Below are 26,054 nucleotides of genomic sequence, written 5' to 3'. Positions count from 1 at the left end.
AGAATAATATTAATTTTTTTATTTGTATTTTAATAGTAGAATACTATGGAGTTTATATATGAAGAGTAAAATATGTATATCTTTTATTATAATTTATACTTTAGCTTTAATAATACTCTCTATATTAGGAAATAAAACTAGAAAAGGATATTTAAGCGAATTTAAATTTGATGAAATTCATATTAATCAAACTTTAGAATTAAATAATTTAGATATCGAAGAAACTAAAAAATTATTCACTATAGATAATCAGTTAGATAATAATGCTTTAATTAATTATATATTTACAAATGAGGCAATTACAAATTATAATTATGGTTTTAAATTAAAATATTACAGTAAAATATTCAGACATAGCGATATTTACGGAGTTTATATTGATACTAATAAAGTCTTACAAGATAATTCTTTCATTAAAGAAATTAATATGGATAAAAACGGCAGTCCTTTTGGTAATTTAATTTCTGATAAAATAATAGATTTTGAAAAAATTGATAATGTTAATTATACATTAAAAATTAAATATTCATTAATAATTTATTTAATTTCATTTTTAATTATTATTTCGTTATTTATAATGCTGAAATATTATAAAATAATTAATGATAAAATATATTTTTTATTACTTATTATCATAGCGGTATTTTCCATTTTTATAAGAATATACTGGGCTAGCAGACAAGATATGATGCATGGTGATGAATATTATAGCATAATAAGTTCTAACCGCTCACAATATTTTAGTAATGCTAATAAATATAATAAAATTGTAGGTTTTGACATTATAAAAGATATTGGATTTAATGATAAAACTTTAAAAGATGCACTTTTAGATATAAAGGAACTATATAAAGATTCTAAAGATTCATTTATATCAAATATTTATTATATATTATTAAGAACAGCATTTATAGGCAGAGAAGCATATACAATAAAAAATATGATAATCACAGGAACTATATTAAATTGTATATTTTATATAATATCATTTATATTTATATACAAGATTTTGAAACTTATATTCGGAAATAATAGAGAAATAATATTACCTTTAATTCTAATCTTCTCTATATCAGAGATGTCTGTAAGTTTTTCTATGTTTTTAAGACCATATCAAATGCAGGAAACTTTTTTTGTAGTTATAACTTTTATTGTATTGAATACTATTTATAACAATAACTATTCTGTAAAAAATTTCATATTGACTACAATTATAGCATCAATATCATATTTAACATTATATTCTTCTATGTTATTTATTCTTATATTATCTGCAATGTTATTTATTAATTATTGTATTAGCTATATTAATAAAAAAAATATAACTTTTATTAAACCATTACTTGAAATAAACAGCTATAAAATAATATTATATTATGCTGCATCATTTATATCAGCATTATTTTTATCGCAATTATTATATATGAAATTCTTTGATACTTTATTAAATGCAGGAAATAGAGCTTCTAACAGCATAAAATTACCAATTAATTTACCAGACTTTTTTAATAAACTTATATTTTGCGACATATTACATATAGTAATAGTATTATTAATAGCAGCAATAATATTACAAAAGTTTAAAATAACAAAAACTATAATTTCTAATGATAAATATAAGATAATGATTTTTATTTTTATATCTGCATTAATTTATTCTGTTATATCTAGTATAATATCTCCGTATAATGCAGCTAGATATTCAGGAAGCAGCTATATTCTTATATTATTTATAATTCCAATTATAATAGCATTAATACAAAGTAATAAAATAATAAGAACTTTAGTCTTAATATATTTATCTATTACATTTCTATCAAATATACTTACTGAAAATAGATTTAATAGTTATGACAATTATTTTGAAAAATCTGATAAAAATCTAGCATTTGACAATAATAGCAATATATATTTTTATAATAAAATGCTTCCTGTACAATATATAAACTATATAAATACGAATTCATACTGCACTGTAATAACAAATGAATCAGATTTTTCAAATTATATATCTGATAACGATTTTTATTTTTTTATTAATACAAACTATAATTCAATATACAGCAATAATTTTTTTAAAAGCTACAATTTTAATTACTGCGGTGAACTATTATACGGCATAAAAATATATTATCTAACTAAAAAATAGAAAATGCCCAAAAACTCCAAAAAGTTATTAAAAAAATCCTTGACTTTTTTATTATTCATAGTACAATAGTATGCAAATATTAAACAGTTTTTAGGAAAAATAAAAATGTATAATATCAGTTTTTATATCAAAAATAATCTTTCAAGGCGTTAAGCCTCTATTTTATTCTTTATATTTCTTAAGCAAATTAAATATTATTCTTTTTATGGTATCATTTTAAATTATTATAGGAGTGTTTTATATGATAAGAGTATCTGTTATAGGTGCAACAGGATATGCAGGATTAGAATTAATCAGACTGCTGCTGTCTCATAGTAAAGTAGAATTAAAAAATCTTTCCTCAAAAAGTTTTGCAGGAAAAAATATAAATGAAGTATATCCTAATTTAAACAAAAATTTAGATAAATTATTAATAGATGAAAATGAAATATTTGAAGATACTGATGTTGTATTTGCATCATTGCCTGCAGGATTAAGCGATGATATTGCAAATAAATGTTTTGAAAAAAATATTTTATTCATAGATTTAGGTGCTGATTTCAGACTTAATAATGAAGAAGATTATAAAAATTATTATGATAAAGAATATAAATATAAAAATCTTCATAAGGAAGCAGTATATTCAATACCTGAAATAATTAAATATGATAATATATATAATAAAAAAGAATTAAAAAATGCAAAGATTATAGGAAATCCGGGCTGCTACCCTACTTCTATATGCTTGGGACTTGCACCTGCATTAGTAAATAAATTAATAATGAAAGATGATATTATAATTGATTCAAAATCAGGAGCAACAGGAGCAGGCAGAGAATTAAAATTAAATACCCATTATACAGAATGTAATGAAGCTTTCTCTCCGTATAAAATTGCTGAGCATAGACATACACCCGAAATAGAACAGACATTATCAAATATATACGGCGATGATATAAAAGTTACTTTTGTACCGCATTTGCTTCCATTAAACAGAGGAATAGTTTCAACAATATATTCTAAATTAGAAAATAAAAATATCAAATTAGAAGATATACATAATTCATATAAAAAGTTTTATAAAGATTCAAAATTTATAAGAGTATTAAATATAGGAGAAACAGCAAATTTAAAATATGTCAAATACTCAAATTACTGCGATATATCTTTGCATATAGACAGCAGAAATAATAAATTAATAATAGTATCAGTAATTGATAATATGGTAAAAGGAGCTGCAGGACAGGCAATACAAAATATGAATATAGCATTAGGTTTAAAAGAAGATGAGGGATTAAATATGATACCTCCTGCTTTTTAAGCAATAAAAATTGTGAGCGTCGGCTAAGTTCACTTAGCAGACACTTAATGCGAACAATTTTTATTAGCAATAATAAAAGATGAGGGATTAAATATGATACCTCCCGCTTTTTAATTAAATCAATTTTATATTATAATAATATGCATAACAATAATAGGAGATTTATACAGATGAGTAATTTAAAGCAAATTGAAGGCGGAATATGTGCAGCTAAAGGCTTCTTAGCTAATGGAATGCATTCAGGAATAAAAACAAATACAGATAAAAAAGACTTAGCAGTAATTTACAGTAAAAGCTTATGCTCTGTAGGGGCAGTATATACTCAAAATAAAGTATGCGGAGCAAATATTATAGTAAGCAAAGAACATTTAAAAAACGGAAAGGCAAAAGCTGTTATATGTAATTCAGGAAATGCCAATACATGCAATAAAGACGGTATTGATAAAGCAAAAGAAATGTGCAGACTTACCGCTGATATATTAGCAATTGATGAAAAAGATGTTGCAGTTGCTTCTACAGGTGTTATAGGAATACCTCTTCCTATAGAGCCTATACAAAAAAATATAAAAAAGTTAATAGATAATGCAAATAATTCTTTCGAGAATGCCCAAAATGCTGCAGAGGCAATAATGACAACTGATACATTTATGAAAGAAGCAGCTTATGAATTTGAAATAGACGGAAAAAAAGTTCATATTGGGGCAATAGCAAAAGGAAGCGGTATGATTCACCCTAATATGGCTACAATGCTTGCATTTATAACTACAGACTGCAATATCACAAGCGAAATGCTTCAAAAGGCTTTAAGCGAAGATGTAAAATCAACTTATAATATGGTAAGCGTTGATGGAGATACATCTACAAATGATATGTGTGTTGTGCTTGCAAACGGAGAGGCAGAAAATATTTTAATAGATAAAGAAGATGATAATTATAAAATATTTTGTAAAGCATTAAATACTATTAATACTTATTTATCAAAGCAAATGGCAAAAGACGGAGAGGGTGCTACAAAATTAATAGAATGCGATGTGATTAATGCCGAAAATTTAGAATTAGCAAGAAAGACAGCAAAATCTGTAATAACTTCAAATTTAGTAAAAGCTGCTATATTCGGATGCGATATGAATTGGGGACGCATATCATGTGCTATAGGCTATACTGATGCGGATTTTGATATAAATAAAATTTCTATAAATGTAGGCTCGAAATACGGAGATATGAATGTTTATAAAGACGGATACGGAATAGAGTTTGATGAAGATGAAGCTTTAAAAATATTAAAAGAAGATGAAATAAAAATTACAATAAATATGAACTCAGGCAAAAGCAATGCTTCAGCTTGGGGCTGTGATTTAACTTATGATTATGTAAAAATTAACGGTTCATACAGAAGTTAAAATTATTTATAACAAAAAGGAAAATATAAAATGGATAATATTTCAAATAGAGATAAAGCATTTATACTTAATCATGCATTGCCCTATATACAAAAATATACAGGAAAAACTGTTGTAATCAAATACGGCGGAAGTGCTATGGAAAATCCTGAATTAAAAAAGAAAGTTATGAGCGATGTTGCTTTACTTTCTACTGTAGGAATAAAAGTTATAGTTGTTCACGGCGGAGGAAAAGATATCACTGCAATGCTTAAAAAAATAGGAAAAGAATCAAAGTTTATAAACGGACTTAGATACACTGATAAAGAAACTGCTGAAATAGTAAAGATGGTTCTTGCTGGTAAAGTTAATAAAGAATTAGTTGCATCGCTTGAAAGCTGCAAAGCTAAATGTCTTGGTATATGCGGTATTGACGGAAATATGTTTAAAGTAAGTAAATATAAAGATGATGCTGATTTGGGATTCGTAGGAGATGTTGATTATGTAGACACAGATTTGCTTGATACAATTATACAAAATAAATATATTCCAATAGTTGCAACTGTAGGATGCGACAGTGAAGGAAATGTTTATAATATCAATGCTGATACTGCCGCTGCAAAAATAGCAGAGAGTTTAAAAGCTGAAACATTAATATATATGACTGACACTCCCGGACTTTTAAAAGACAAAGATGATGAAAATACATTAATAAGTCAAATTAATATTAAAGATATAAATAATCTTATAAAAGACGGCACTGTATCAGGAGGAATGATACCTAAAGTTAAGCATTGTATAGATGCAGTTGAAAATGGCGTATCAAAAGTATTCATAATAGACGGAAGATTATGCCATTCATTATTAATAGAAATGTTTACCGATGAAGGTATAGGAACTATGTTTTATAAAGATTAAAATTTGGAGTAAAAAATGGCTGGCAAAAAAACGATAAATAATAAAAGCAATGAAAAATCAAAATTAAAAAAATATTATATTAATAATAGTAAAAAATACACTGCTGATACTTATGCAAGATTTGATTTATTATTAGAATCTGGAAAAGGAGCAAAGTTAAAAGATATTGAAGGAAAAGAGTATATTGATTTAGGCAGCGGAATCGGAGTTAATAGCATAGGATACGGAAACAAAAATTATATCAATGCTGCAGCTAATCAATTAAAAACTTTGCAGCATACTTCAAATCTTTACTACACTAAGCCTTATATAGATTTAGCTAAAAAGCTATGCACTATAACAAAATATGATAAAGTATTTTTCTGTAATTCAGGCACTGAAGCAAATGAAGCTGCAATAAAATGTGCAAGAAAATACTCTTTCAATAAATATGCTGATAATAACAAAGACTATAAAAGATACAAAATAGTAACATTAAAAAACTCATTTCACGGCAGAACTTTAGCTGCACTTTCTGCTACAGGACAGGAAATTTTTCATAATTTCTTTTTTCCATTCTTAGAAGGATTTTCATTTGCAGAGGCTAATAATTATAATGATACTGTAGAAAAATTAAAAGATAATGCATGTGCTTTGATGATTGAATTTATTCAGGGAGAGGGAGGAGTTATACCGCTTGATAAAGAATATGTACAAAAAATAAAAAAATACTGCGAAGAAAATGATATACTTTTTATAGCTGATGAAGTACAGACAGGTGCAGGAAGAACAGGAAAATTCTTATGTTCTGAACATTTTGAAATTAAGGCTGATATTACTACATTGGCTAAAGGTTTAGGCGGCGGTATTCCTATAGGGGCAATGCTTATGAATAAAAAATGCTCTTGTGTATTTGTTAATGGAGATCATGGCTCTACATTCGGTGCTAATCCTATTGCTGCAGCTGCTGCTTTAGAAGTATTAAATATAATAAATAAAGATTTATTAAAAGAAATAAATAAAAAATCTAAATATATAAAAAATAAATTAATAAAACTCAGTAATGTAGAAAGCGTTGATGGTATAGGTTTAATGCTTGGGATAGGTCTTAAAGAAGGATTAAATGCAAGAGAAATAGCTGAGAAATGCATATCAAAAGGCGTTATTCCTCTGACTGCTAAAAATAAAATAAGACTTCTTCCTCCGCTTACAATAACAGACAAAGAATTAGAAAAGGCTGTATCAATACTCTGCGAATGTATAGGATAAATTATAAAATTATAAAAATCTGCTGTAAAATATAAAATATTCAGCAGATTTATAAAATTCAAACTTATATATATTATCTATTAAATATAATAATATATAATATACTAGCTGCTATTTTAATTATAAATAATATAATGCTTTTTAATAAAAACATATTTAAGTTATCGCTGTATTTAGAATGATTAAATAAAGTTATAATACTAAAATATTTAAAAATTTCTGCTTTCTCCCCCACCCTTGAAATCATCTGCAAAAGCACAAATAATATACAAAGTCCTAAACCAGACCATAAAGAAACAGCTGAAGAAGAAAAGTTTACAGAACTTAAAAAACATATGATAAAAAATAAAACCATAAACCCAATATTAACAATTATTATATTAACTATATATATCAAGTTCCATTTTAAACATAGATTCGCTTACAGCAATGTATAAAATAGTAATATATAAATTAAGTATAAATATATTTATAAAAGCTGAAACTATTTGAGTTGTAATTATTTTTATTCTTGAATCTGGAGAAGCAAATAAATATGCAATACTTACTTTATCAATATATCTTATAATAAGCCTATCAGGCATACTCTGAACCATAGAATTTAAACTATTAATAAGTTTAGGCTCAAACATAAAAATTATAATTGTTCCGTTATTATTGCTTTTTTGATGTAAAAAAATTAAGCCAGCAATTTAAATCTTTAGATAACAGATTTTTACTATTAAACTTTTTTAATTCTATTATATGTATTTGCAGGTGATCTGTTAATAACTTTTTATTATTAATTTCATAAAGCATATAACAGGAATGAATATTCTTTGTTTTTTTATCTAAATTAAAATTAAGAAGATTGATACTTATAACAGGAGTTAATTCATCATATCTCTCGCCGTCTTTTAGTAATTTACTATAATTAACAGCCCAGTAATAAAGTATTCTTTCTGGAAATCTTGAATTTCCTTGAAGCTGAATTTCTATTATAACTACAGTTCCATTTTGTGTTATGCATTTAACATCGACTATCGTTTCTTTTAGATTTTTATTTTTCTTTAAGTTAAGGCGACTGCCCGCCTTTGGCGAAGGAGTTAAAATTTCAACTGAACGAAAAGTTTTCATTTTAGCATTAATCATTATAGAATTGATAAAGTCTAATAAAATAACTTCGCTTCCTTTATCAGTGAATAGGTATCTGACAAAATAATCATTTAGAGTATTAAAATATTTCTTACCCATAAGTATATTTTATAGTGAAAAAATAAAAAGTAAAGACTATTTTTTTATTAATAATAATATAGTTTTACATACTAGAAATCTAATTATAAAAATTTTGAATTCCTAACATTTGCAAAATGGAGTAATAATAAAATAATTTTAGTTATCTATGACAGCCCAAACAATTTAATTAAAATAAATCAATATTGATAAATAAAGGGTTATAGAGTATAATTTCATTTATTATAATTCGGAGTTTTTATATATGCTGAGATTTGCATTGATATTTATTATTTTATTTTCTTTTAATATTTACCCGCAAAATATTGATGATAAGCCTATAAAAATAAATAAAAATTATTTCACTGATAACGGCAATTTAAAAAATAATAAAGAATTATCAATTTATGCTATTAGAAAAATAAGATTTAAAGATAATAGTGCTTATGAAATGATAATATTAAAAAATAATAATTGGTATTATTATGCCCTATTTCAAATAGAATCAAATAATAAATATCAGTATATTGGAACTATTGCTTTTAAAAGTTTTAATCAAAGCGAAGGGCTTATAGGCAATATAGTTTATAAGGATAATTTTTTCACTGTAGAGCATACTGTTATGTCAAATCTAAAAATGTATATAACATTCAAATATAATGATGATAAAAAAATATATTTAGATAAAGCTAGTATGATTATAGAAATCCTAGAAATCATTGATAATAGCGAAACAACTGCTAAACAGGTTAATGGCAATGTAATGCCTAATACAATTTTATATAAAGATGTTACAATGGACAAAATATCTAAATTATTGAATCTTGACATATAAAATTATTAATTATGAGAGCATTCTTAGCATTAAACTTAAATGAAGAAATAAAAAATAAATATTCTAATATTCTTAATATAAATAAAAATACAGCAGAATTAAAAAAAGTTTCAAAAGATAAAATACATATAACATTAGTATTTTTTGATTATATAAAAGATAAGCAAATAGAACAAATAAAAGAAAAAGTAATAAACTCCTCCCCTGCCCCATTTAATATAAACTTAAAAAATATTTCTTACTTTACAAATAAATTCAAAGATATAAATATAATATTCATTAATGCTGTAAGCGAAGAATTAAAAAATTATGTTATAACTTTAAGAGAAAGTTTAAACGATATAGAAAATCTAAAATATGATAAAAAAGATTTCAAATCTCATATCACATTAGCAAGAGTTAAAAAAGTTTATGATAATGAAAAATTAAAAGAAAATATTGAAAGAATATATTTTACTCCATTAATTTTTTTAGCTGACTCTATAACTTTATATTCAAGCGATTTTCATAATTATACAGAAATTTTCACTATTAATTTTTAATTATATAATTCAATCAATCATTTACATTTTTATTAATTAAAGTATAATTATTTAAATTAAATAAACATAATATTTTTTAATTATAAAGGCAAATTAATTTATGAATAAAATAAATAAAATATATATAGGCTATCCCCCATTTGAAAGCGACAGAGGAGTAGCATTATTATCGCAGAACAGACAATTTCAATGGTTCAAAAGTCCTACATATATTTATCCTGTTGTTCCTGCAACTGCCGCTACAATGATAAAAAATGCAGGATATGATGTAGATTTTACAGATGCTATTGCAAGAAATATGAGTACAAAACAATGGTATGAATATTTAGATGAAAGAACTCCTGATTTACTATTTTTTGAAGTTAAAACTCCTGTTATATATAAAGCTTGGAAAATAGCCGATGACTTAAAAGCTAAATACCCAAATATGATTGTCGTTATTGCGGGAGATCATATTACTGCTATGCCTGAAGAAACCATGAATAATTGCAAAGCTGATTATTTGCTTACAGGCGGTGATTATGATTTTCTTCTTTTGAATTTAATAGAATATTTAAATGGAAAAGCCCAATTAGAAAAAGGAATATATTACAGAGAAAATAATAATATAAAAAATACAGGATTCTTTGAATTAAGGCATGATTTAAAAAGCCTTCCTTTTATAGACAGAGATTTAACACAGTGGCAAAGATATGCTTATGATAACGGCAATTTCAAACGAATTCCCGGAACTTATATAATGGCTGGAAGAGACTGCTGGCATCATAGATGTACTTTCTGTTCTTGGACTGGCATATATACAAATTTCCGTGTTAGAACTGCTGAGAATGTTGCTGATGAAGTAGAGTTTCTTTATAATAAATATGGTATAAGAGAAATAATGGACGATACAGGCTGTTTTCCTGTAAAAAAATGGCTTAATGATTTCTGCAATTTTATGATAGATAAAAAGTTAAATAAAAAAGTTAATATAGACTGCAATATGCGTTTCGGTGCTTGTAATGAAGATGAATACAGACTTATGAAAAAAGCGGGATTTAGATTTTTATTATTCGGTTTGGAATCTGCAAGTCAGACTACATTAGACAGACTCATAAAAGGAAATAAAGCTGAAGAAATACTTCCTTCCTGTAAAGCAGCTTCAGATGCAGGGCTTTCTCCTCATATAACAGTAATGCTTGGCTATCCTTGGGAAACTGAAGAAGATATTGAAAAGACTTATGAACTTACTAAAAAACTTCTTTTAAAAGGATATGCCAAAACTATGCAGGCTACAATAATAATTCCGTATCCTGGAACAGAATTATTCAATCAATGCAAAAGAGAAAATTGGCTTACCACAGAAAATTGGGAAGATTATGATATGCGTAGTGCTGTAATGAAAACAGATGTAGGAGAAGAAAAAATAAAATGCTGGATACAAAAACTTTATAATCTTAGTTTTACTCCGCAGTTTTTAATGCATAAAGTATTGTCAATCAGAGATTTAGACGATATAAAATATTATTTAAGGGCATTTAAGAAAGTATCAAAAGGGCATTTGAAAGATTTTTCTTAAATATTAACTTAACAAATTTAATCTATGATATTATATAAATACCATAGATTGATTATTAATCTTTTATATATTTATATACTGATAATGCATCATTTCCATATATTTTTACAGAATTTTCAGGAATAGGCTTATTCTTATCATCTTTTACATCTTTCCATTTACCTTCAAAAAAATACATATCTCTATTATAAATAAAATATGTTAATTTTGCATTTTCATTCATATTCCACTTATTTTTTATACCATACATATCTGATGCTAATTCATACATATATCTAATCATTGAAACAGTCCTTATAGATTCTATATTAAACTCCTCTCCATCAGCATCATTTAATATAACTTCCATTAAAGCTCTATTATTATCATAACTATAAGGATTTGTATATAAATTAATAGTTCTTATAATTTGAAGAGAAAAAGATATGCTTACCAAAATTGTAAATAAAGGCAAAATAGTTTTTAATTTTATTAATTTACATTGCTCTATATTTCTTATAAAAATTAATATCGGCACAAAAGATAATGCAAATGCATTATAAATATAATGAAAAGTACCGGGTTTTGAATTTGCTGTAAAAAAGACAAATAATGTTGTAGGTATATATATTAAATATAATATCATACTTTCTCTAAGCATTATATCTTTAATATCATTAGACTGATTATTATTTAAAAATATTCTTTTTATAGAGAATACTAAAGCAGTTAAAGAAAATGCTGCTGTAAGTAAAAGAATTAAAGCTTCAAAAAATAAAAAAGGATTGTTTTTAAACCAAAAATAAAGTATAGCATTAGTTCTTCCATAAAATATTGACATCTCAGTTGTAGGATATATAAGCATGCAGTAAATCTGAGGAAAAGCCATAATTTTTCCTCCGCTTCTAAATGAAAGCATTGATAGCGTATTTGAAAATCCATTATTAATCTCGCTAATCAAATAAGGCAAATATAATAAAAATGATATAAAAACACTAATTAAAAGAGGAACTATATATTTCTTTGTGAGTTTTTTGAATCTTATTATATGATAAATCAATAGCGAAGGAACTATAGAGAAAAATACAGCAAAATGACATTGAGCCATTAATGCGGTCACAGGATATATAAATAATGCTGAAATATATGAATACTTTCCGTCAGTAACATATTCGCAAAATAATATTAATAATATAAATGATAAATATATCATAATATTAGGATTATAAATATCTATACTTGCAAAAAATAAATAAGCATTACATAATATTAAAGCTGAAAAGACTGATGTAATATATTTACCAAATCTTTTATAAAGCCAAAATAAAAATAAAGCCAAAGATAATAAACATAATATCATAAATAGTATACGAGATAACATAAAATTTTCATTAGTAATTTTATATAATATAGTATAAACAATATAGTAAAAACCTCCGGGCATTCTAGGAGTATAATCATCATATGCACTCCACATTTTTGTGCCTGCTGTAGGAAATGCATTATTATTATAAAATGTAAGCATATCATCATATTGTTTATATTGATCAAAATCAGCTTTAGCTCTAGGTATACCATAAATATGTATTATTACTGTTAAAATAATAGGGATTATAAAGGCACTATAATAAATATATTTTTTCATAATAAATTTGCTCCAAAATAATTAATTATTTAATTGTTTTTTTTAATATATATTCAGGTCTTTTTTTGATTTCATTAAAAATATTGGCTAAATATTCACTGATAACAGATAAGGATAAAAGCTGAAAGCCTCCCATAAAAAGAATAATAATTATAGCTGAAGCATAGCCTTTTACTAATTTATCAGGATTAAATAAATATAAATAAAATACTCTGACAGAAAAAGATAAGGCAGTAAATATAGCTAGAGTCCCTAAAAATAAAGATATTTTTAAAGGCTTGACAGAAAATGATAAAATTCCTGTAAGGGCTAATTTTAACATTTTTTTGAATGTATATTTAGTATGTCCTGCAGCTCTTGCTTCTCTTTCATATTCAAAAGCCTTTTGTTCAAAACCCGTCCAGCTTATCAGCCCTCTTATATATTTAGGATTTTCACCGAAAGATTTATATGTTTCTATAACATTTCTATCAATTAATCTGAAATCTCCTGTATCAACGGGAAATTTTACTTCTGATAATAAATTAATTAAGCGGTAAAATATAGAAGCTGTTAATTTTTTAAAAAAAGTTTCTCCTTTTCTTGAAACTCTTTTACCATATATAATAGGACATTTAATATCTTCATACATTTTTATCATATCTGGTATAATTTCAGGAGGGTCTTGCAAATCTGCATCTATTATCACAGCAATATCTGAGCAGCAATTATGAATGCCGCAGCTTACCGCAGCCTGATGTCCGAAATTTCTAGAAAATGAAAAAAGTTTTACTCTGCTGTCTTTTTTATTTAATTCTTCTATTATTTTTTCGGTTTTATCTTTACTGCCGTCATTTATAAAAAGAAATTCTAATTCATAATCGATTAATTCTTTTGAAACATTATTTATTCTTTCATAAAAAGTATTTAAAACATCTTCTTCATTATAGCAAGGTATTATTATACTGACTTTCATAAAATACCTGCTGAAACTGAATAAATTTTAATATTTTTATGCAATGAAAATATAGAAATAATATTTATTAATATATTATTCCTGATGTCTGATGTCTGATGTCTGATGTCTGATGTCTGATGTCTGATGTCTGATGTCATAAATATTCCATTAAACCAATATAGCTTTAGTATAACATATAAAATATAAATTTCAATATTTTTTTATAAAAAAGTATTTATATTATCATTATATATGTTATACTTAAATACTAATTATTAAATAAAAAAGGAGTATTTATTATGGCTAGAGTTAAATTTGTAGAATATGAAGAGGCTCAAGGAAAAGTAAAAGAAGCTTTTGATTATCACTTAAAAAAAAGCGGAAATGTTACAAATATGAAAAAAGCACTTCTTAATGATTATATAACTTACGACACTATGATGGGCTGGTATACTTCATACAGCAGATTAGTTGAAGTTGTGGGAGAAAGAGCTGCTATGATACTGGCACATTCTGTTTCAACTACAAACGGATGCATATTATGTTCTTTATTCTTCATAAGAGATTTAAAAGCTATAGGAGATGATCCTAAAAACCTTAAACTTGATGAAAAAGAAGAATTATTATCACAATTAGGCATGCAGATGGTAAAAGATCCTAATGGTGTAACTGATGAGTTAATGAATAATCTTAAAAAGCATTTTAATGACTCTGAAATAGTTGTTATAGTAGGCTTTATTTCTTGGATGATAGCTTACAATACTTTTAATTCTGTGCTTGATATAGATTTAGATGAATCATTAGTAGGAATTGCAGGAGAGTTTGAAAAAGAAACTTGGAGAAAAAAATAATTAAAGCTATAAATAATAAAGCAGTTTTTTACAAGAAATAGCTCAAAATGAATTATATATTTGTACTGCATTTTATAATATAAATTTAATTATTAATAAAAATATAATATTTCAAACATTTACTTTTATATTATTTTGTCATAATCCATATATGATAAATATCAAGAGAATGAATGATTACTTTGTGCATTATTTTTTAGGGTATATTAGTAATAAAAATATACTAGTATGCTTAGATATTTAGGATTTCAGGAAATGCATAATTTATAGATCCTAAATTAAAGTTTATTATATTACAGATAAAACAATAATAGCATACATTTTTAGCGTACAATTTTTATTAGCGATAAATAAAACAACAATCTTTTATATATTGAAAAAAACATAAAAATAATATATAAAGAGTACATAAATTAATATTATCAGTGAGATTTAAGTTATGGACTTAGAAAAAAAACTTGAAATGTACTATCAATGTTCTTGTATAAAAGATGATATAAAGAAATGCGAATCTACAAACGATTTTAGTAAAATAGCGAAGTATAGTTATATTCGTTTTCATCAGAGAGATAAATTTTTAAAAGATTATTTTACTATAGAAGATGATAACTTGAAAAAAAGATATGAACATTTTATGAAAATACTTCTTTACGGTTCAGAAAAAAATGGAGAGGAAGGATATCAGTTTGTTATTTTCGATTATATAATAAATAAAGATTTTGAAAAGTCTTTGAGATATATTTCTTATAATTATGAAAAACATTATAAGGATTATACAAGGACGATAGTATATGAAAACAATTTATATAAATTGTTTGAAGACATAAATAAATACTTTAATAAAGAGTTTAATGATTATACAGATAAATATATTGATATTATTAATAAAAATGATAATAAAAAAATACTTCATAAAATGGGCAGAGATGCGGTGATACCATTAATTGCAATATGTTCTGTTATAAAAAGTAATAAAGAGTGCAAAGAAAAATATATAAATGCAGCTGTAAAATCATTTGATGTTCTTCCTAATCTTTTTGACACTTTAAATGTAATTGCTGCTATTTTAGATAAAAATGAAATCATAAAAAATAAATTTATAGATGTATTGAATAGTAATGAAGAATATATTATTGATATTAATATTGAACTTGGAGCAGATATAAGATACTCAGATTATGATGACAATATTTATAAAGCTAAAGAAAAATTTTTCAATGCAATAAATTATCCGAATCATTTCAGATTTATAGCTAAACACTTTTATAATTATTTCCGTTATCAATTCATATATGAGGCAAGAGATTTATATTTAAAAAGCAAAGAAGATTTTTATAAAATTTATAATTTGGTTGGAAAAAATATAGATGATAAAAGCAATAAAAGAATATTCATAGTGCTTACTTCTATTTTAATTGAACATAATGATATAGAAAAAGCAGATTTAAAAAAATTCATAAAATCAGTATATATATTAAAAGATATAGTTAATCATTTTATGGAAAATAAAAGCAGGTATATTACAACTCCTGCTCTCACCAGCACAGAAAAAATTGAAGAAATATTTGATAAAGATAAAAATACAAAATTTGATGAGCTTATAAAATATTATACAGACAAGAAAAACTCATTCATTTTTTTAAATAGAAATGATACTTATCCTGAAGCTAATTTTGCTTCGCATATTAGTTATTTTTATTGTTTACTTAATTATGATAATGCACAAATAAAAAACTTCAAAAAAATTGCTTATGATGTTTTGAAATATTTTCCTATTCAGCTGGGAATAAGAAAATATATAGAAATACAGTCGGCTATAGGAAGTAAAACTTTAAAACAGGTTATTGACAGTTTATTAAACAATAAAGAGTTAAATATTACATTAAAAGAAATTTTGCTTTCATATTATGCAGGCGATGTTTCAGGTTATTATTACAACGGACGAAATCCCGCCACATTATACCATGAACTTAGATGCTTAGATGAAAATAATAATATAGTTATAAATAGTGTAAAAGATGAATTATTTAAAAGCTATTTTGATGAAATAAAAAATATTTTAAATGATGAAAGCTTTATAAAAAATGATATAGCAGGCAGTAAAAACACAGCATTAGATATATTAAAGACTATTTATAATGAATTTAATTATAATGACTATAATTTACTTTATAAAGTTCTTGAAAATATGAAAATAGCTGAAGTAAAAAGATACTGCCTTAAAGTTATTTCTGATAATGAAGATATTACAAGAGTTTATGCTGAGAAAATGTCAGAAAAATCAAGATCATCAGAATTAAAAGGTGCATTAAAAAATATTATTAAGAATTGGAATCTTAAAAAATACGGTGATAATTTCAAAAGTATTGATGAGGCTTTGGAGTTTATTGACGCTTACTACAATACAAACTATGAAAAAAATATAAAGTTTTTAGACGATATTCATTTGACAAAAGTTTTATATAATAATGGAAAATTAGCCGATGAGCGGGTTTTTAAATATATCATTATGGAGTATATGAATCTATTAGAGCCTGCCAGATTAAAAGACTGCGATATGCTTGCAGAAATTCTTGATGCTTCTTCATTTGCTAATGCTTTGGAAATGCTTTATACTTACTTAAAAGATTCTAATTATGAAGCGTCAAAGAAAAATATTTTAATACCTTATTTGATATATTCTGATGATTTGAAAATAGATAAAGTTTATCCTTTAATAAAAGAATTTGCTAAGGGATCGCGTACTGTTATGGCATCTTTTATTGTAAAATGTATGGCATTAAATGGAAAGAGTTATGCATTGATATTAGTAGACTCTCTTACAAGAAAATCGCCTACAGCAAAAATAAAACAAGCAGCAATAGAAACTATGGAGAATGCTGCATATATGCTTGATATGACAGCAGATGAGCTTTCAGACAGAATAATACCTAATTTCGGATTTAATAAAAAAGGTGAGAAAGTATTAAGCTATGGAGGAGAAGCAAAAAGGACATTTACATTATCAATAAATAATAATCTTGAGCTTATTATTACAGATAATGATAAACAAAAAATAATAAAATCGCTTCCTGCACCAAACAGCAAAGATGATAAGACAGAAGCTGACAACGCTAAAAAAGAATGCACTACTCTTAAAAAAGAAATAAAAACTTTAATTCAAAGTCAGAAAATAAGGCTTCAGAAAGTTTTACTAAACGGCAGGAAATGGACTTATAATAATTTTAAAAATATATTTGTTGAAAACCCTATTATGAATATATTTGCTTTAAAACTTATTTGGGGTGTTTATGATGAGAATAACAATTTGATAGAAAGTTTCAGATATATGGAAGACGGTACTTTCAATACAGCTAATGAAGAAGAATATATTTTAAAAGAAAACAGTTTAATAACTTTAGTTCATTCTTCAGAATTAGATGCTGACACTATAGAAAAATGGAAAACTCAGTTATCAGATTATGAGATAGTGCAGCCTATAGAACAGCTTGATTTCAAATATGAAGAAATTACAGAAGGAGACATAAGCGAAGATAAAATTAATTCTCTAAACTCAAAAACATTAAAGGCTGGAGTTTTAATGTCATTAGCAAATAAATATGATATGGCTAGAGGCGAGACTTTAGACGGAGGAAGTTTCTCTGAGTACATATTAAAAGATACTTATCTTAATATTTCCGTTCACATAACATTTGAGTATATGTATTTCGGAATAGATGTTAATGAAGATGTTGAGTTTTGGGATATTGAGTTTTATGAAATTAGTGACGGCATTGAAACTTTGATTAATCCTTTGAAAGTAAATAAAAGATTTGCTTCTTCAATTTACAGCATAGTAAAGAGCGTTTTTCCTGACTAATTTTTTATTTAACATACGATAAACAGATAAAAAATAAAAAAATAGTTAATAATTTAAAGCTCAATTATTAACTATTTTTTTATCTATCGTTCGTAAAATAAATTCTAAATTTAAATAAAACTTAGGCAGGTACTATAATTTAAACAAATAAAAAAGAAAAGTTAAAATTATAAAATAATAATTGGCAGTATTGTAATAAAAGTTTTAAAATCTAATTACATTTGCCCGCCCTCTATGCTTTAAATTTTTTTCTCTCATTTCTATATTATTTTTCTTTTTTATTTATAGTGTAATTATAACTGCCCGCCCAAGATTTTTTTAAATTTATAATTTATACAACGCACACTAAATTAAACTAAATATATAAATCAATTAATAATACAATTTTTATTATGTTTAAAAATATGTTCACCGTGCGAAATAAGTATTTTAAATCTAGTAAAAACTAAGGTGAATGTTATAATACAGTTTAAACAAATAAAAAAAGAAAAATTAAAGTTATAAAAGAATAATGAGAGAATAATAGACTTAGAATTAAAATAAATTTTAAAACTTTTTAACAAAGCTGCCTATTAAATTCATTAATTAATTTTAAAATCTAATAATTATTTATTTTACAGTTTTAATAAGAAAATAAAATATTAGTCCAAGTATTTATTAATAATTATAGCTTAAGATTATACAATTTTTAGCTTAAGAAATATTATATAAATTAATAGTTGTAATCATTAATCAAAACTTCAGCACTTCTATTTTTATATAATGCAAAGGAAACTATTAATGTAGCAATTTCACTTATAGGCAGAACCAATACTAAACCAATAAAACCAAATATATTAGGAAGCGTCATTACCAATAAAACAGGAAGAATCATACTCCTCAAAGCAGCAATAATTGCAGAAGCCCCTGATTTTTGAATAGAAGTATAATATGCACTCATTATAATATTGATTCCAGCCCCTATAAATGTAGGAATTGAAGCCCTTACAAAAAATAAAGCATCATCAAAGGTTTGATTGTCAACATCTTTCAAAAGCATATTAACAAGAACACTAGGATCAATCAAAAGTATAATAGAAGCTAATACTGATACAAAAGAAATTAAAAATATAGATATTTTCAAAAAATCTTTCATTCCATTTGTATTTTTAGCTCCGTAAGAAACACTAACCAAAGGTTCTAATGCCTCCCCTACAGAATATGCAAGCATTATAAAAAACATAATCGCATAATTTGCAGCAGAGTAAACAAGTATGCCGTTGTTTCCAGAAATATTATAAGCAGTTATATTAAAAAGCCAAGGTATAAGACCTGAAGAAATATTACTCAAAAATTCAGAAAATCCATTAAATGCAGCTTTAAGTATATATACCCAGCCTCCGTATATTCTAATAACTTTTAATCTGCAGTTAGGCTTAAAAAAATATAAAGCCCCCATAATAAAAGCTATTATCTGAGATATTGCAGTAGCCCAAGCAGCTCCAGCGATTCCAAAATGAAAAACTATAATAAAAATGGGATCCAATATCATATTAACTATAGATGCTATTATAAACATTGAAGAAGCAAATTTAGGAGAACCGTTAAGCCTTACGAATTGACTAAGTACATAAGCCATACCCCAAAAAAATGTTGCTGCTAAAACACCTTCTATATAATCCAATGATAATTTATAAATCCTGCCATGTGCACCAAAAATAGGCAGTAAATTCTCTCTGAATATATATGCTATAATAAGCGGAATGCTTGCTATAATAAAAACTACAATTAAAGTTTGAGTAAATATTAAATTTGCCCTTCTTATATTGTTTTCACCTATGCATTTTCCAGCAAGAGCAGCAGCACCTATAGTAAGCATTACATAAATACCGAAAGATAATGCAGTTATGGGCCAGACTATATTAATGGCAGTAAAAGCCTCTGATGATATAAAATGTGCTACAAAAAATCCGTCTACAAATACAGCAGCACTTCCCATTATCATTCCTAATATACTTGGTATTGCAAACTTTGAAAATAAATTTATGCTGCTGTTTTCTATTAAAGTTTTGCTATTCAGTTCCATTCTTTATTCCTTAAACAATTAAAACAAAAATATGCTCTATTATAACAATTAATATAAAATATTATCCAATATTAAAATTATAGAAAAGAAAAAATAATCTGTTAAATAAAATCTTCAGTAAATAAAAATAGCTTTAATATTTCAAATATATTAATACCTGCTTATTATAAAATAGTATAAACATTTTATAATAATATGTCAATATTGTATATTTTATTAATGTTTTATACTAAAATAAGTTTCAGCCTTATTATTTTTTGTTAAACATTATTTATTATTGAATTTTAAGCTGATTTAAATAATAAAAATGGGGCTGCTTCCCACGAACAACCCCATTACTTTTAATAAGTGAACAAAAGACTACTTTACTAAAGTATTCAATTAAAGAACCGATAATAAAATGCGATATGGGGAAAAATCACCCTTGCACATTTAAAGCACCGCCTGTGATTTTCGGCTCTACCTCGACAGTAGCTGTTTTATCAGAAAAATTATTTCTGACGGTGATATTTACCCCGCCTATTGATGTAACATAGACATTAGTTGTTTCTGTTGCTGTTATAGTTGTAACCATATTTGTAAACTCCTTTTTAAATATAGCTTTGTCCTAAATATATTATACTATATAATAAAAAATTCACAAATAAAAAATTATATTTTTTTAAGTAATTTTTTTTAAATTTTTACAGATAAATTTCATAATATAAATAAAATTATTTCATACAGGCAGAAAAATCTTTGTTTACTTATAAAAATCAAAGAATAATTTTCTTTTTAATTAAGAAACTTTTTATCCTGCCATAAACCTTATTATATTATCTATTTCCTTCCAAAAGAAACACCAACATAAAAACAAATAGATAAAGAAGATAAATTATATTTTTTTTATTAACCCTTTTTGTAAAGTCTCTATATTGTTAACATTATAAGGACTAGAAAAATCATAAAGCAAATATGCTCCATACATAAAAGCTGTTTTATCAAAAGGATACCAAAAACCGTCAAAACTTAATTTTATATACGGAAACACAGGATATTTAAATACTTTTTTAATATCATTAAAATTCCACTCTGATTTATCCTTATACATTAAAGAACCTTTATAATAAATACCGTTATCATCTTCTAGTTTTTGATGAGATATTTCAGCTTCAATTGGAATTCTAACTCCAAGACCCAAACCTATAGAAAAATTTTCAAAATTTATTTTAGGAATGACACCTAAATGAATGCCGTAAAATAAAAACTCATCATCTACTTTATAGTAATCATTATAATTAGCAAATTTAGGATATTTGTAATTAATATTAATATCCTGCATATAAAAACCAGCATCTAAAAGAAAACCTATACTTCTTATTTTAGAATTATTATTATTTAATTTCAAATTATATCCAAGCTGAAGCATAAGCGAAAAATCAAAACCTAAATCTCCTTTAATAGATTCATATAGTCTGTTGGGTCTCTCTAATGTAATAGAACTAAAACTAAAATTAAATCCTAAAGGCATATAAAAATTTATTTCAAAATTAGCAAATAAATTTATACTAATACTTAAAACTATAATCAATATTTTATATATAAATTTACTCATTATTTATATCCATTATTATTTTTTAAATAACCATTAGTACATAAACTTTCATACAATTTAACTGTATAAATGATGAAATTCAAAATAATATTTTCTTCATCTGTTAAATAATCATAATCTCTAAATTCATCTTCTCTAAAATAAAAAGGAGTTGCAACATTAGTAGGCAATCCATAAAAAGGAGGGCGATCCCAGTCAAAAATTAATTTTCCATTAGTTTCTATTGCTACTTTTATAGAATTACTCCAAGATTGTGCATGCTGTCCATTGCCAAAAACACATATATAATCAATATAAGGTTCACTAATATCAAAAGGAACAACAAATTCAAGAGCAAATAATGTATCTTTATTGTCTATTAATATTTGTTCATATGCTAAATAATTATTATGAATATGCCTCATAGAATAAATATTCTTAAAATCATTTTCATAACATTTTATCTTAAATTGTGTACAGCCTACCAAATCTATTTTTCCATTATTTGTTTTACTTTTATATTCTACTATCATTGTTAAATCTTCTGCAATTGAATCCGCATAGAAAACCTCTACATCGTTTTCATTAGGGTTTAAAATTTTTACATTTTTACAGGAAAAAATAAAAAATATGATAATAAAAGTTATAAATATATAAATTTTATTCATGAAAAACACCTTAAAAACACCTTGAAAATTTATTCGTACTGTATAAGACTTAAAGCATTTTTAGCACAAGAATAAAAATTAAATAAAACAAGAAATATCATAAAGATAGAAATATATTTTTTCATAAAATAAACCCATTAAAAAATTAAGAACTATTTATTAATATACTATAATAAAATAAAAAATCAAATATTTTTTTAAAAAAATTAATAATTATTACTAATTAAAAATATGTATTATTCCTTATATTATTATAAAAAATATATTTCATTTATTAAGATGATTCATCAATTTAATTAAAATGATTATAAAAATATTAACTATAATCAAAAGAATACTATTTTAGAGTTTGTAAATGATAATGTAGAGTAAATATATTTGCATGTATAAAGAATATAATAATTTGAATATAATAATTTGATAGAAAAAATCTAAAAGGTTTATATTAATTTTTTTTAGCAAATGCTTTATTATCAAATTTCTTTTTTTAGCTTCTCATATTCATCTATAGTGATATTTATGTCTTTTAAAATTTTTCTGATTAAACCTCTTGTTAAATCTTCATTATGAACTGGTATGCTGATATGATAACAGTAAGTCTTTTATCATTAATAAAAAATTTATGACTTCCTTTTTGTCTTAATTCTTTGAATCCTAGCAATATTTAAGAATTTTAATCATAGTTTTTGAATAGCATATAGATAATTTACTCATATACTAACTTCTACCTTGCCAGCTTTTATGAGTTTATTATATTTATAATTATCTTTCAAATAGTTATGTTCTTCTTCAACTTCAAGACAAAGTTATATAACTTCTTTTGTTCTTATATAAAGTTCATCTATTGATTTTGCCTGAGTATAACAGCTTTTTAATGAAGGAACTGCTGCTATATACATTCCGTCTTCATCTTGCTCTATTAGAATATTAAAATCATATTTAGACATATAAAAAACCTATTTATAAGGATTTTCTTATTATATAATTTTTTATTAATTATATAATATTTTTTATTTCTTATTAAACAGATGATTATAAAACAGACTTTGTATATTATGCACACTCTTTAAACTTTTAGTAAATTTTTAAAATGGACTCAAGATTATTTATAGTTAATGCACATAAATATGGTATTTTTAAAGAACAATCTAATTTTCTTCTATATGTTTCACATCTATCTTACTTAAATTTAATATAGGTAAATCTATAGGGGGTAATTTTGCCATAACAGAAAATTGTGCTACAATTGGTCTAATATAAGAGTATAAAATAGAAACTAAATTTGGAAGCAATTTTTCTGAAATATTATTTTTATATTCAAATATACCAACTACTATTGTTTCTACTGTAGCAATAGAAATATTATCTTTATTTTCATTTTCTTGAGATAGTTCTATATCAACAGATAAATTTAACTGTATAGAATTTTCTATATCATTTCTATTAGAATAAAAAGATCCCATATTTAAATTTATAGCAATCTCATCTTTATTAATAATATTATTTTTTTGACAAAAATTAGCTTTAACAAGTTTAATTTCTGTTATAGAAAAAGTAGAATTTTCATGCTGCTTCAAAGTATTCATCATCTTCCTCATAATTATTTACATTATTGTATTCTTTTTTATTTTCTACTTTTATATTACAATCACTAATAGATGTATTTATATTTTTTTTATCATAAATAATACTATGATGAAATTCTTTAAAAGTTTCTATACATAAATCTAATAATACTGATAAAATTTTTGAATATTCTGGTATCATAATTGTACTATTATAATTATGTAATAATTTCAATGTTAAATCATTGCATAATCCGTCTTCTTCTTGTTCAATTAAATCTTTTTCATTTACATAAAAATTATAAATATAATCACATCCAATAAATATATCCAAAAACGATAATATATTTTTATATTTATTATCTAAATATTTAAACAGACTTTCTATATTATCTTTATTTTTATTAAAAGAAGATTCATCCATAAAATAAATTATATAATAATCATTTTGCTCTATTAGTTTTATATTATTGTTTAATTTTAAAAAATTATTAAAATATTTTTTTAGTATAGATAATAATAAATTATCTCTATTAAAATTATTCATTTTTTAGTTCCTTTTGATTATAAATTTATAAATCTTTCAATATTTTATTAAAATAATTTTTAGCTTTATTTAAAGCATTTTTATCACATATTCTTCCAGAATATTCATAATTTTCTCTTAATTGAGCTAGCTGCTTGCCATTAGTTGCTAACGATTTATTTTTATTAGCATAATTTACCAATGTTAGCCATATAGAATTATTCTTTCCTTTATGTGTTAAACATTCAAGATTACAATTTTTTATTTTACAAGGTTTTCCTCTAAAATTTTTATTACAATGTTGACTATAACCATTAGAAATTAAATAGTCCTTAGCTAATAGAAATACCCCATAATACCACCTGCCTATAATAATATGATTGACATCATCATTATTACATTTATTAATACAATTAATAAATATTTGTGTATTATCATATAAATAATCAGCAGTATCTATATTTACTCTGCCTCTATTTTTCATAAATAACTACTTTCATTTATTATCGAAAATATATCCTACAATAATAAGAAAAATTATAAGTATATATAACCAATATATTATAAACTGTATAAAAAATCAAGTTTTTAATTTGTAAATAATATACAAATTAAATATTTTATAATATTTTTATATATAATTCTTATAATTTCTTTATTTTAATTTTTTTTGTTCTCTCCGCATAAATAGCAGCAGCAATAAACTTTGATTTAATATTTACCATTATATAATAATACATCTATATAATAATACATCTGTACTCAGTAATCATAATGCTCTTCATCTTTCATAATAATAACATTTTTATCTAAAAAAACATATATGCATTTTCAAATGAAATTTTATGTTTTTTAATATTGATAATATTTTTATTATTATACCATTAAAATTTTTATTATATATTATTTTTTATACAATTAAATTATAATAGACGAAGAATTATAAAAGATTTAAAACTTAATTTACATACCCCGCCCTATAAAATTTAAAACTTATTTCTGATTTTATAATCATATTATTTTTTGGTATATTAACTTAGAAAAAGCATACCCACCCACCCGCCCTATTTTATTTAGGTTCAAAATCTTAAATATGCATCCAAAGTAAAGCTATAAATATATATTAATTTAGAATTCTAATTTTTATTATATATAAATAAACAAAATAAAAAATAAAATGTATTTAATTATGCTTAAACTAAATATAAGCTATTTAATATTAACATAATAGTATTAACATAATAT

Annotated in this window: 22 protein-coding genes and 1 pseudogene; 10 read left to right on the top strand and 13 right to left on the bottom strand. The window is 24.1% G+C overall.

The window, feature by feature from the left end; all coding sequences use genetic code 11:
• The first annotated feature begins 58 nt into the window (after positions 1–58).
• From QZ288_RS06885 to QZ288_RS06865, 5 genes are all read left to right on the top strand, one after another.
• Positions 59–2,149, top strand: a complete 2,091-nt coding sequence (locus QZ288_RS06885) for a hypothetical protein (RefSeq protein WP_295156848.1) — start codon at positions 59–61, stop codon at positions 2,147–2,149.
• Positions 2,150–2,390: 241 nt separating this feature from the next.
• Positions 2,391–3,449, top strand: a complete 1,059-nt coding sequence (argC, locus tag QZ288_RS06880) for an N-acetyl-gamma-glutamyl-phosphate reductase (RefSeq protein WP_295156846.1) — start codon at positions 2,391–2,393, stop codon at positions 3,447–3,449.
• Positions 3,450–3,619: 170 nt separating this feature from the next.
• On the top strand, positions 3,620–4,849 hold the full coding sequence (argJ, locus tag QZ288_RS06875; protein WP_295156843.1) for a bifunctional glutamate N-acetyltransferase/amino-acid acetyltransferase ArgJ: 1,230 nt from the start codon (positions 3,620–3,622) through the stop codon (positions 4,847–4,849).
• Positions 4,850–4,879: 30 nt separating this feature from the next.
• Positions 4,880–5,746 carry an acetylglutamate kinase gene (gene argB, locus QZ288_RS06870; protein ID WP_295156840.1) on the top strand — a complete coding sequence of 289 codons (867 nt, stop codon included), beginning with the start codon at positions 4,880–4,882 and terminating at the stop codon, positions 5,744–5,746.
• Positions 5,747–5,761: 15 nt separating this feature from the next.
• On the top strand, positions 5,762–6,994 hold the full coding sequence (locus tag QZ288_RS06865; protein ID WP_295156837.1) for an acetylornithine/succinylornithine family transaminase: 1,233 nt from the start codon (positions 5,762–5,764) through the stop codon (positions 6,992–6,994).
• A gap of 73 nt (positions 6,995–7,067) precedes the next feature.
• Here QZ288_RS06865 and QZ288_RS06860 read toward each other — a convergent pair whose 3' ends face one another.
• From QZ288_RS06860 to QZ288_RS06850, 3 genes and pseudogenes are all read right to left on the bottom strand, one after another.
• Positions 7,068–7,349 carry a hypothetical protein gene (locus QZ288_RS06860; protein WP_295156834.1) on the bottom strand — a complete coding sequence of 94 codons (282 nt, stop codon included), beginning with the start codon at positions 7,347–7,349 and terminating at the stop codon, positions 7,068–7,070.
• Positions 7,350–7,374: 25 nt separating this feature from the next.
• Complete coding sequence (locus tag QZ288_RS06855; RefSeq protein WP_295156830.1) at positions 7,375–7,626, bottom strand: hypothetical protein; 252 nt, start codon at positions 7,624–7,626, stop codon at positions 7,375–7,377.
• A gap of 31 nt (positions 7,627–7,657) precedes the next feature.
• Positions 7,658–8,227, bottom strand: a pseudogene (locus tag QZ288_RS06850) (Rpn family recombination-promoting nuclease/putative transposase); the annotation flags it as partial.
• 244 nt (positions 8,228–8,471) lie between these two features.
• Between QZ288_RS06850 and QZ288_RS06845 the strand changes: the two are divergent.
• The 3 genes from QZ288_RS06845 to QZ288_RS06835 all read left to right on the top strand — a co-directional run bounded on the left by QZ288_RS06845 (position 8,472) and on the right by QZ288_RS06835 (position 11,141).
• The gene (locus tag QZ288_RS06845; RefSeq protein WP_295156828.1) at positions 8,472–9,041 is read left to right on the top strand and encodes a hypothetical protein; all 570 of its coding nucleotides are present in this window, start codon (positions 8,472–8,474) and stop codon (positions 9,039–9,041) included.
• Between the two features lie 11 nt (positions 9,042–9,052).
• Positions 9,053–9,583 (top strand): RNA 2',3'-cyclic phosphodiesterase, encoded by a 531-nt coding sequence (gene thpR / locus QZ288_RS06840; RefSeq protein ID WP_295156826.1) that lies wholly within the window; start codon positions 9,053–9,055, stop codon positions 9,581–9,583.
• A gap of 100 nt (positions 9,584–9,683) precedes the next feature.
• Positions 9,684–11,141 carry a radical SAM protein gene (locus QZ288_RS06835; protein ID WP_295156823.1) on the top strand — a complete coding sequence of 486 codons (1,458 nt, stop codon included), beginning with the start codon at positions 9,684–9,686 and terminating at the stop codon, positions 11,139–11,141.
• A 55-nt stretch (positions 11,142–11,196) separates the two neighbouring features.
• On the opposite strand, the gene QZ288_RS06830 is transcribed toward QZ288_RS06835, so the two are convergent.
• Both QZ288_RS06830 and QZ288_RS06825 read right to left on the bottom strand, forming a co-directional pair.
• Entirely contained in the window at positions 11,197–12,765 is a 1,569-nt protein-coding gene (locus tag QZ288_RS06830) for a hypothetical protein (RefSeq protein ID WP_295156820.1), read from the bottom strand.
• Positions 12,766–12,790: 25 nt separating this feature from the next.
• A complete protein-coding gene (locus QZ288_RS06825; RefSeq protein WP_295156817.1) occupies positions 12,791–13,720 on the bottom strand; it encodes a glycosyltransferase family 2 protein in 930 nt (309 codons plus the stop codon).
• Between the two features lie 281 nt (positions 13,721–14,001).
• On the opposite strand from QZ288_RS06825, the gene QZ288_RS06820 reads away from it, so the two are divergent.
• Both QZ288_RS06820 and QZ288_RS06815 read left to right on the top strand, forming a co-directional pair.
• Positions 14,002–14,553 carry a hypothetical protein gene (locus tag QZ288_RS06820; RefSeq protein WP_295156814.1) on the top strand — a complete coding sequence of 184 codons (552 nt, stop codon included), beginning with the start codon at positions 14,002–14,004 and terminating at the stop codon, positions 14,551–14,553.
• Between the two features lie 439 nt (positions 14,554–14,992).
• Positions 14,993–18,412, top strand: coding sequence for a DUF4132 domain-containing protein (locus tag QZ288_RS06815; protein WP_295156811.1), 3,420 nt, complete (start codon positions 14,993–14,995; stop codon positions 18,410–18,412).
• A 712-nt stretch (positions 18,413–19,124) separates the two neighbouring features.
• Here the strand turns inward: QZ288_RS06815 and QZ288_RS06810 are convergent.
• The 8 genes from QZ288_RS06810 to QZ288_RS06775 all read right to left on the bottom strand — a co-directional run bounded on the left by QZ288_RS06810 (position 19,125) and on the right by QZ288_RS06775 (position 25,293).
• Entirely contained in the window at positions 19,125–20,477 is a 1,353-nt protein-coding gene (locus tag QZ288_RS06810; RefSeq protein WP_295156808.1) for an MATE family efflux transporter, read from the bottom strand.
• Between the two features lie 418 nt (positions 20,478–20,895).
• Positions 20,896–21,051 (bottom strand): hypothetical protein, encoded by a 156-nt coding sequence (locus tag QZ288_RS06805; RefSeq protein WP_295156805.1) that lies wholly within the window; start codon positions 21,049–21,051, stop codon positions 20,896–20,898.
• Positions 21,052–21,351: 300 nt separating this feature from the next.
• Positions 21,352–22,071: a hypothetical protein gene (locus QZ288_RS06800; RefSeq protein ID WP_295156802.1), complete on the bottom strand. Its 720-nt coding sequence runs from the start codon at positions 22,069–22,071 to the stop codon at positions 21,352–21,354.
• Complete coding sequence (locus QZ288_RS06795; protein ID WP_295156799.1) at positions 22,071–22,718, bottom strand: hypothetical protein; 648 nt, start codon at positions 22,716–22,718, stop codon at positions 22,071–22,073. The genes QZ288_RS06800 and QZ288_RS06795 overlap by 1 nt, the downstream gene beginning before the upstream one ends.
• Before the next feature lie 806 nt (positions 22,719–23,524).
• Positions 23,525–23,665, bottom strand: coding sequence for a type II toxin-antitoxin system HicB family antitoxin (locus QZ288_RS06790; RefSeq protein WP_295156797.1), 141 nt, complete (start codon positions 23,663–23,665; stop codon positions 23,525–23,527).
• Between the two features lie 201 nt (positions 23,666–23,866).
• Entirely contained in the window at positions 23,867–24,304 is a 438-nt protein-coding gene (locus tag QZ288_RS06785; protein ID WP_295156794.1) for a hypothetical protein, read from the bottom strand.
• Positions 24,282–24,830 (bottom strand): hypothetical protein, encoded by a 549-nt coding sequence (locus QZ288_RS06780; protein WP_295156791.1) that lies wholly within the window; start codon positions 24,828–24,830, stop codon positions 24,282–24,284. The genes QZ288_RS06785 and QZ288_RS06780 overlap by 23 nt, the downstream gene beginning before the upstream one ends.
• Positions 24,831–24,855: 25 nt before the next feature.
• The gene (locus QZ288_RS06775; RefSeq protein ID WP_295156789.1) at positions 24,856–25,293 is read right to left on the bottom strand and encodes a hypothetical protein; all 438 of its coding nucleotides are present in this window, start codon (positions 25,291–25,293) and stop codon (positions 24,856–24,858) included.
• Positions 25,294–26,054: the final 761 nt, after the last annotated feature.

It is taken from the genome of uncultured Brachyspira sp. (genome assembly GCF_910578695.1).
Lineage (GTDB): Bacteria > Spirochaetota > Brachyspiria > Brachyspirales > Brachyspiraceae > Brachyspira.
This window is presented reverse-complemented; position numbering and strand designations above follow the sequence as displayed.

Coding starts and splice junctions, on each gene's coding strand:
- QZ288_RS06780 (WP_295156791.1), bottom strand. CDS start 24,830: ATGAATAATTTTAATAGAGATAATTTATTATTATCTATACTAAAAAAA.
- QZ288_RS06790 (WP_295156797.1), bottom strand. CDS start 23,665: ATGTCTAAATATGATTTTAATATTCTAATAGAGCAAGATGAAGACGGA.
- QZ288_RS06845 (WP_295156828.1), top strand. CDS start 8,472: ATGCTGAGATTTGCATTGATATTTATTATTTTATTTTCTTTTAATATT.
- QZ288_RS06805 (WP_295156805.1), bottom strand. CDS start 21,051: ATGGTTACAACTATAACAGCAACAGAAACAACTAATGTCTATGTTACA.
- QZ288_RS06795 (WP_295156799.1), bottom strand. CDS start 22,718: ATGAATAAAATTTATATATTTATAACTTTTATTATCATATTTTTTATT.
- QZ288_RS06810 (WP_295156808.1), bottom strand. CDS start 20,477: ATGGAACTGAATAGCAAAACTTTAATAGAAAACAGCAGCATAAATTTA.
- QZ288_RS06855 (WP_295156830.1), bottom strand. CDS start 7,626: ATGTTTGAGCCTAAACTTATTAATAGTTTAAATTCTATGGTTCAGAGT.
- QZ288_RS06785 (WP_295156794.1), bottom strand. CDS start 24,304: ATGAATACTTTGAAGCAGCATGAAAATTCTACTTTTTCTATAACAGAA.
- argC (WP_295156846.1), top strand. CDS start 2,391: ATGATAAGAGTATCTGTTATAGGTGCAACAGGATATGCAGGATTAGAA.
- QZ288_RS06860 (WP_295156834.1), bottom strand. CDS start 7,349: ATGGTTTTATTTTTTATCATATGTTTTTTAAGTTCTGTAAACTTTTCT.
- thpR (WP_295156826.1), top strand. CDS start 9,053: ATGAGAGCATTCTTAGCATTAAACTTAAATGAAGAAATAAAAAATAAA.
- argB (WP_295156840.1), top strand. CDS start 4,880: ATGGATAATATTTCAAATAGAGATAAAGCATTTATACTTAATCATGCA.
- QZ288_RS06775 (WP_295156789.1), bottom strand. CDS start 25,293: ATGAAAAATAGAGGCAGAGTAAATATAGATACTGCTGATTATTTATAT.
- QZ288_RS06825 (WP_295156817.1), bottom strand. CDS start 13,720: ATGAAAGTCAGTATAATAATACCTTGCTATAATGAAGAAGATGTTTTA.
- QZ288_RS06820 (WP_295156814.1), top strand. CDS start 14,002: ATGGCTAGAGTTAAATTTGTAGAATATGAAGAGGCTCAAGGAAAAGTA.
- QZ288_RS06835 (WP_295156823.1), top strand. CDS start 9,684: ATGAATAAAATAAATAAAATATATATAGGCTATCCCCCATTTGAAAGC.
- QZ288_RS06800 (WP_295156802.1), bottom strand. CDS start 22,071: ATGAGTAAATTTATATATAAAATATTGATTATAGTTTTAAGTATTAGT.
- QZ288_RS06815 (WP_295156811.1), top strand. CDS start 14,993: ATGGACTTAGAAAAAAAACTTGAAATGTACTATCAATGTTCTTGTATA.
- QZ288_RS06885 (WP_295156848.1), top strand. CDS start 59: ATGAAGAGTAAAATATGTATATCTTTTATTATAATTTATACTTTAGCT.
- QZ288_RS06865 (WP_295156837.1), top strand. CDS start 5,762: ATGGCTGGCAAAAAAACGATAAATAATAAAAGCAATGAAAAATCAAAA.
- argJ (WP_295156843.1), top strand. CDS start 3,620: ATGAGTAATTTAAAGCAAATTGAAGGCGGAATATGTGCAGCTAAAGGC.
- QZ288_RS06830 (WP_295156820.1), bottom strand. CDS start 12,765: ATGAAAAAATATATTTATTATAGTGCCTTTATAATCCCTATTATTTTA.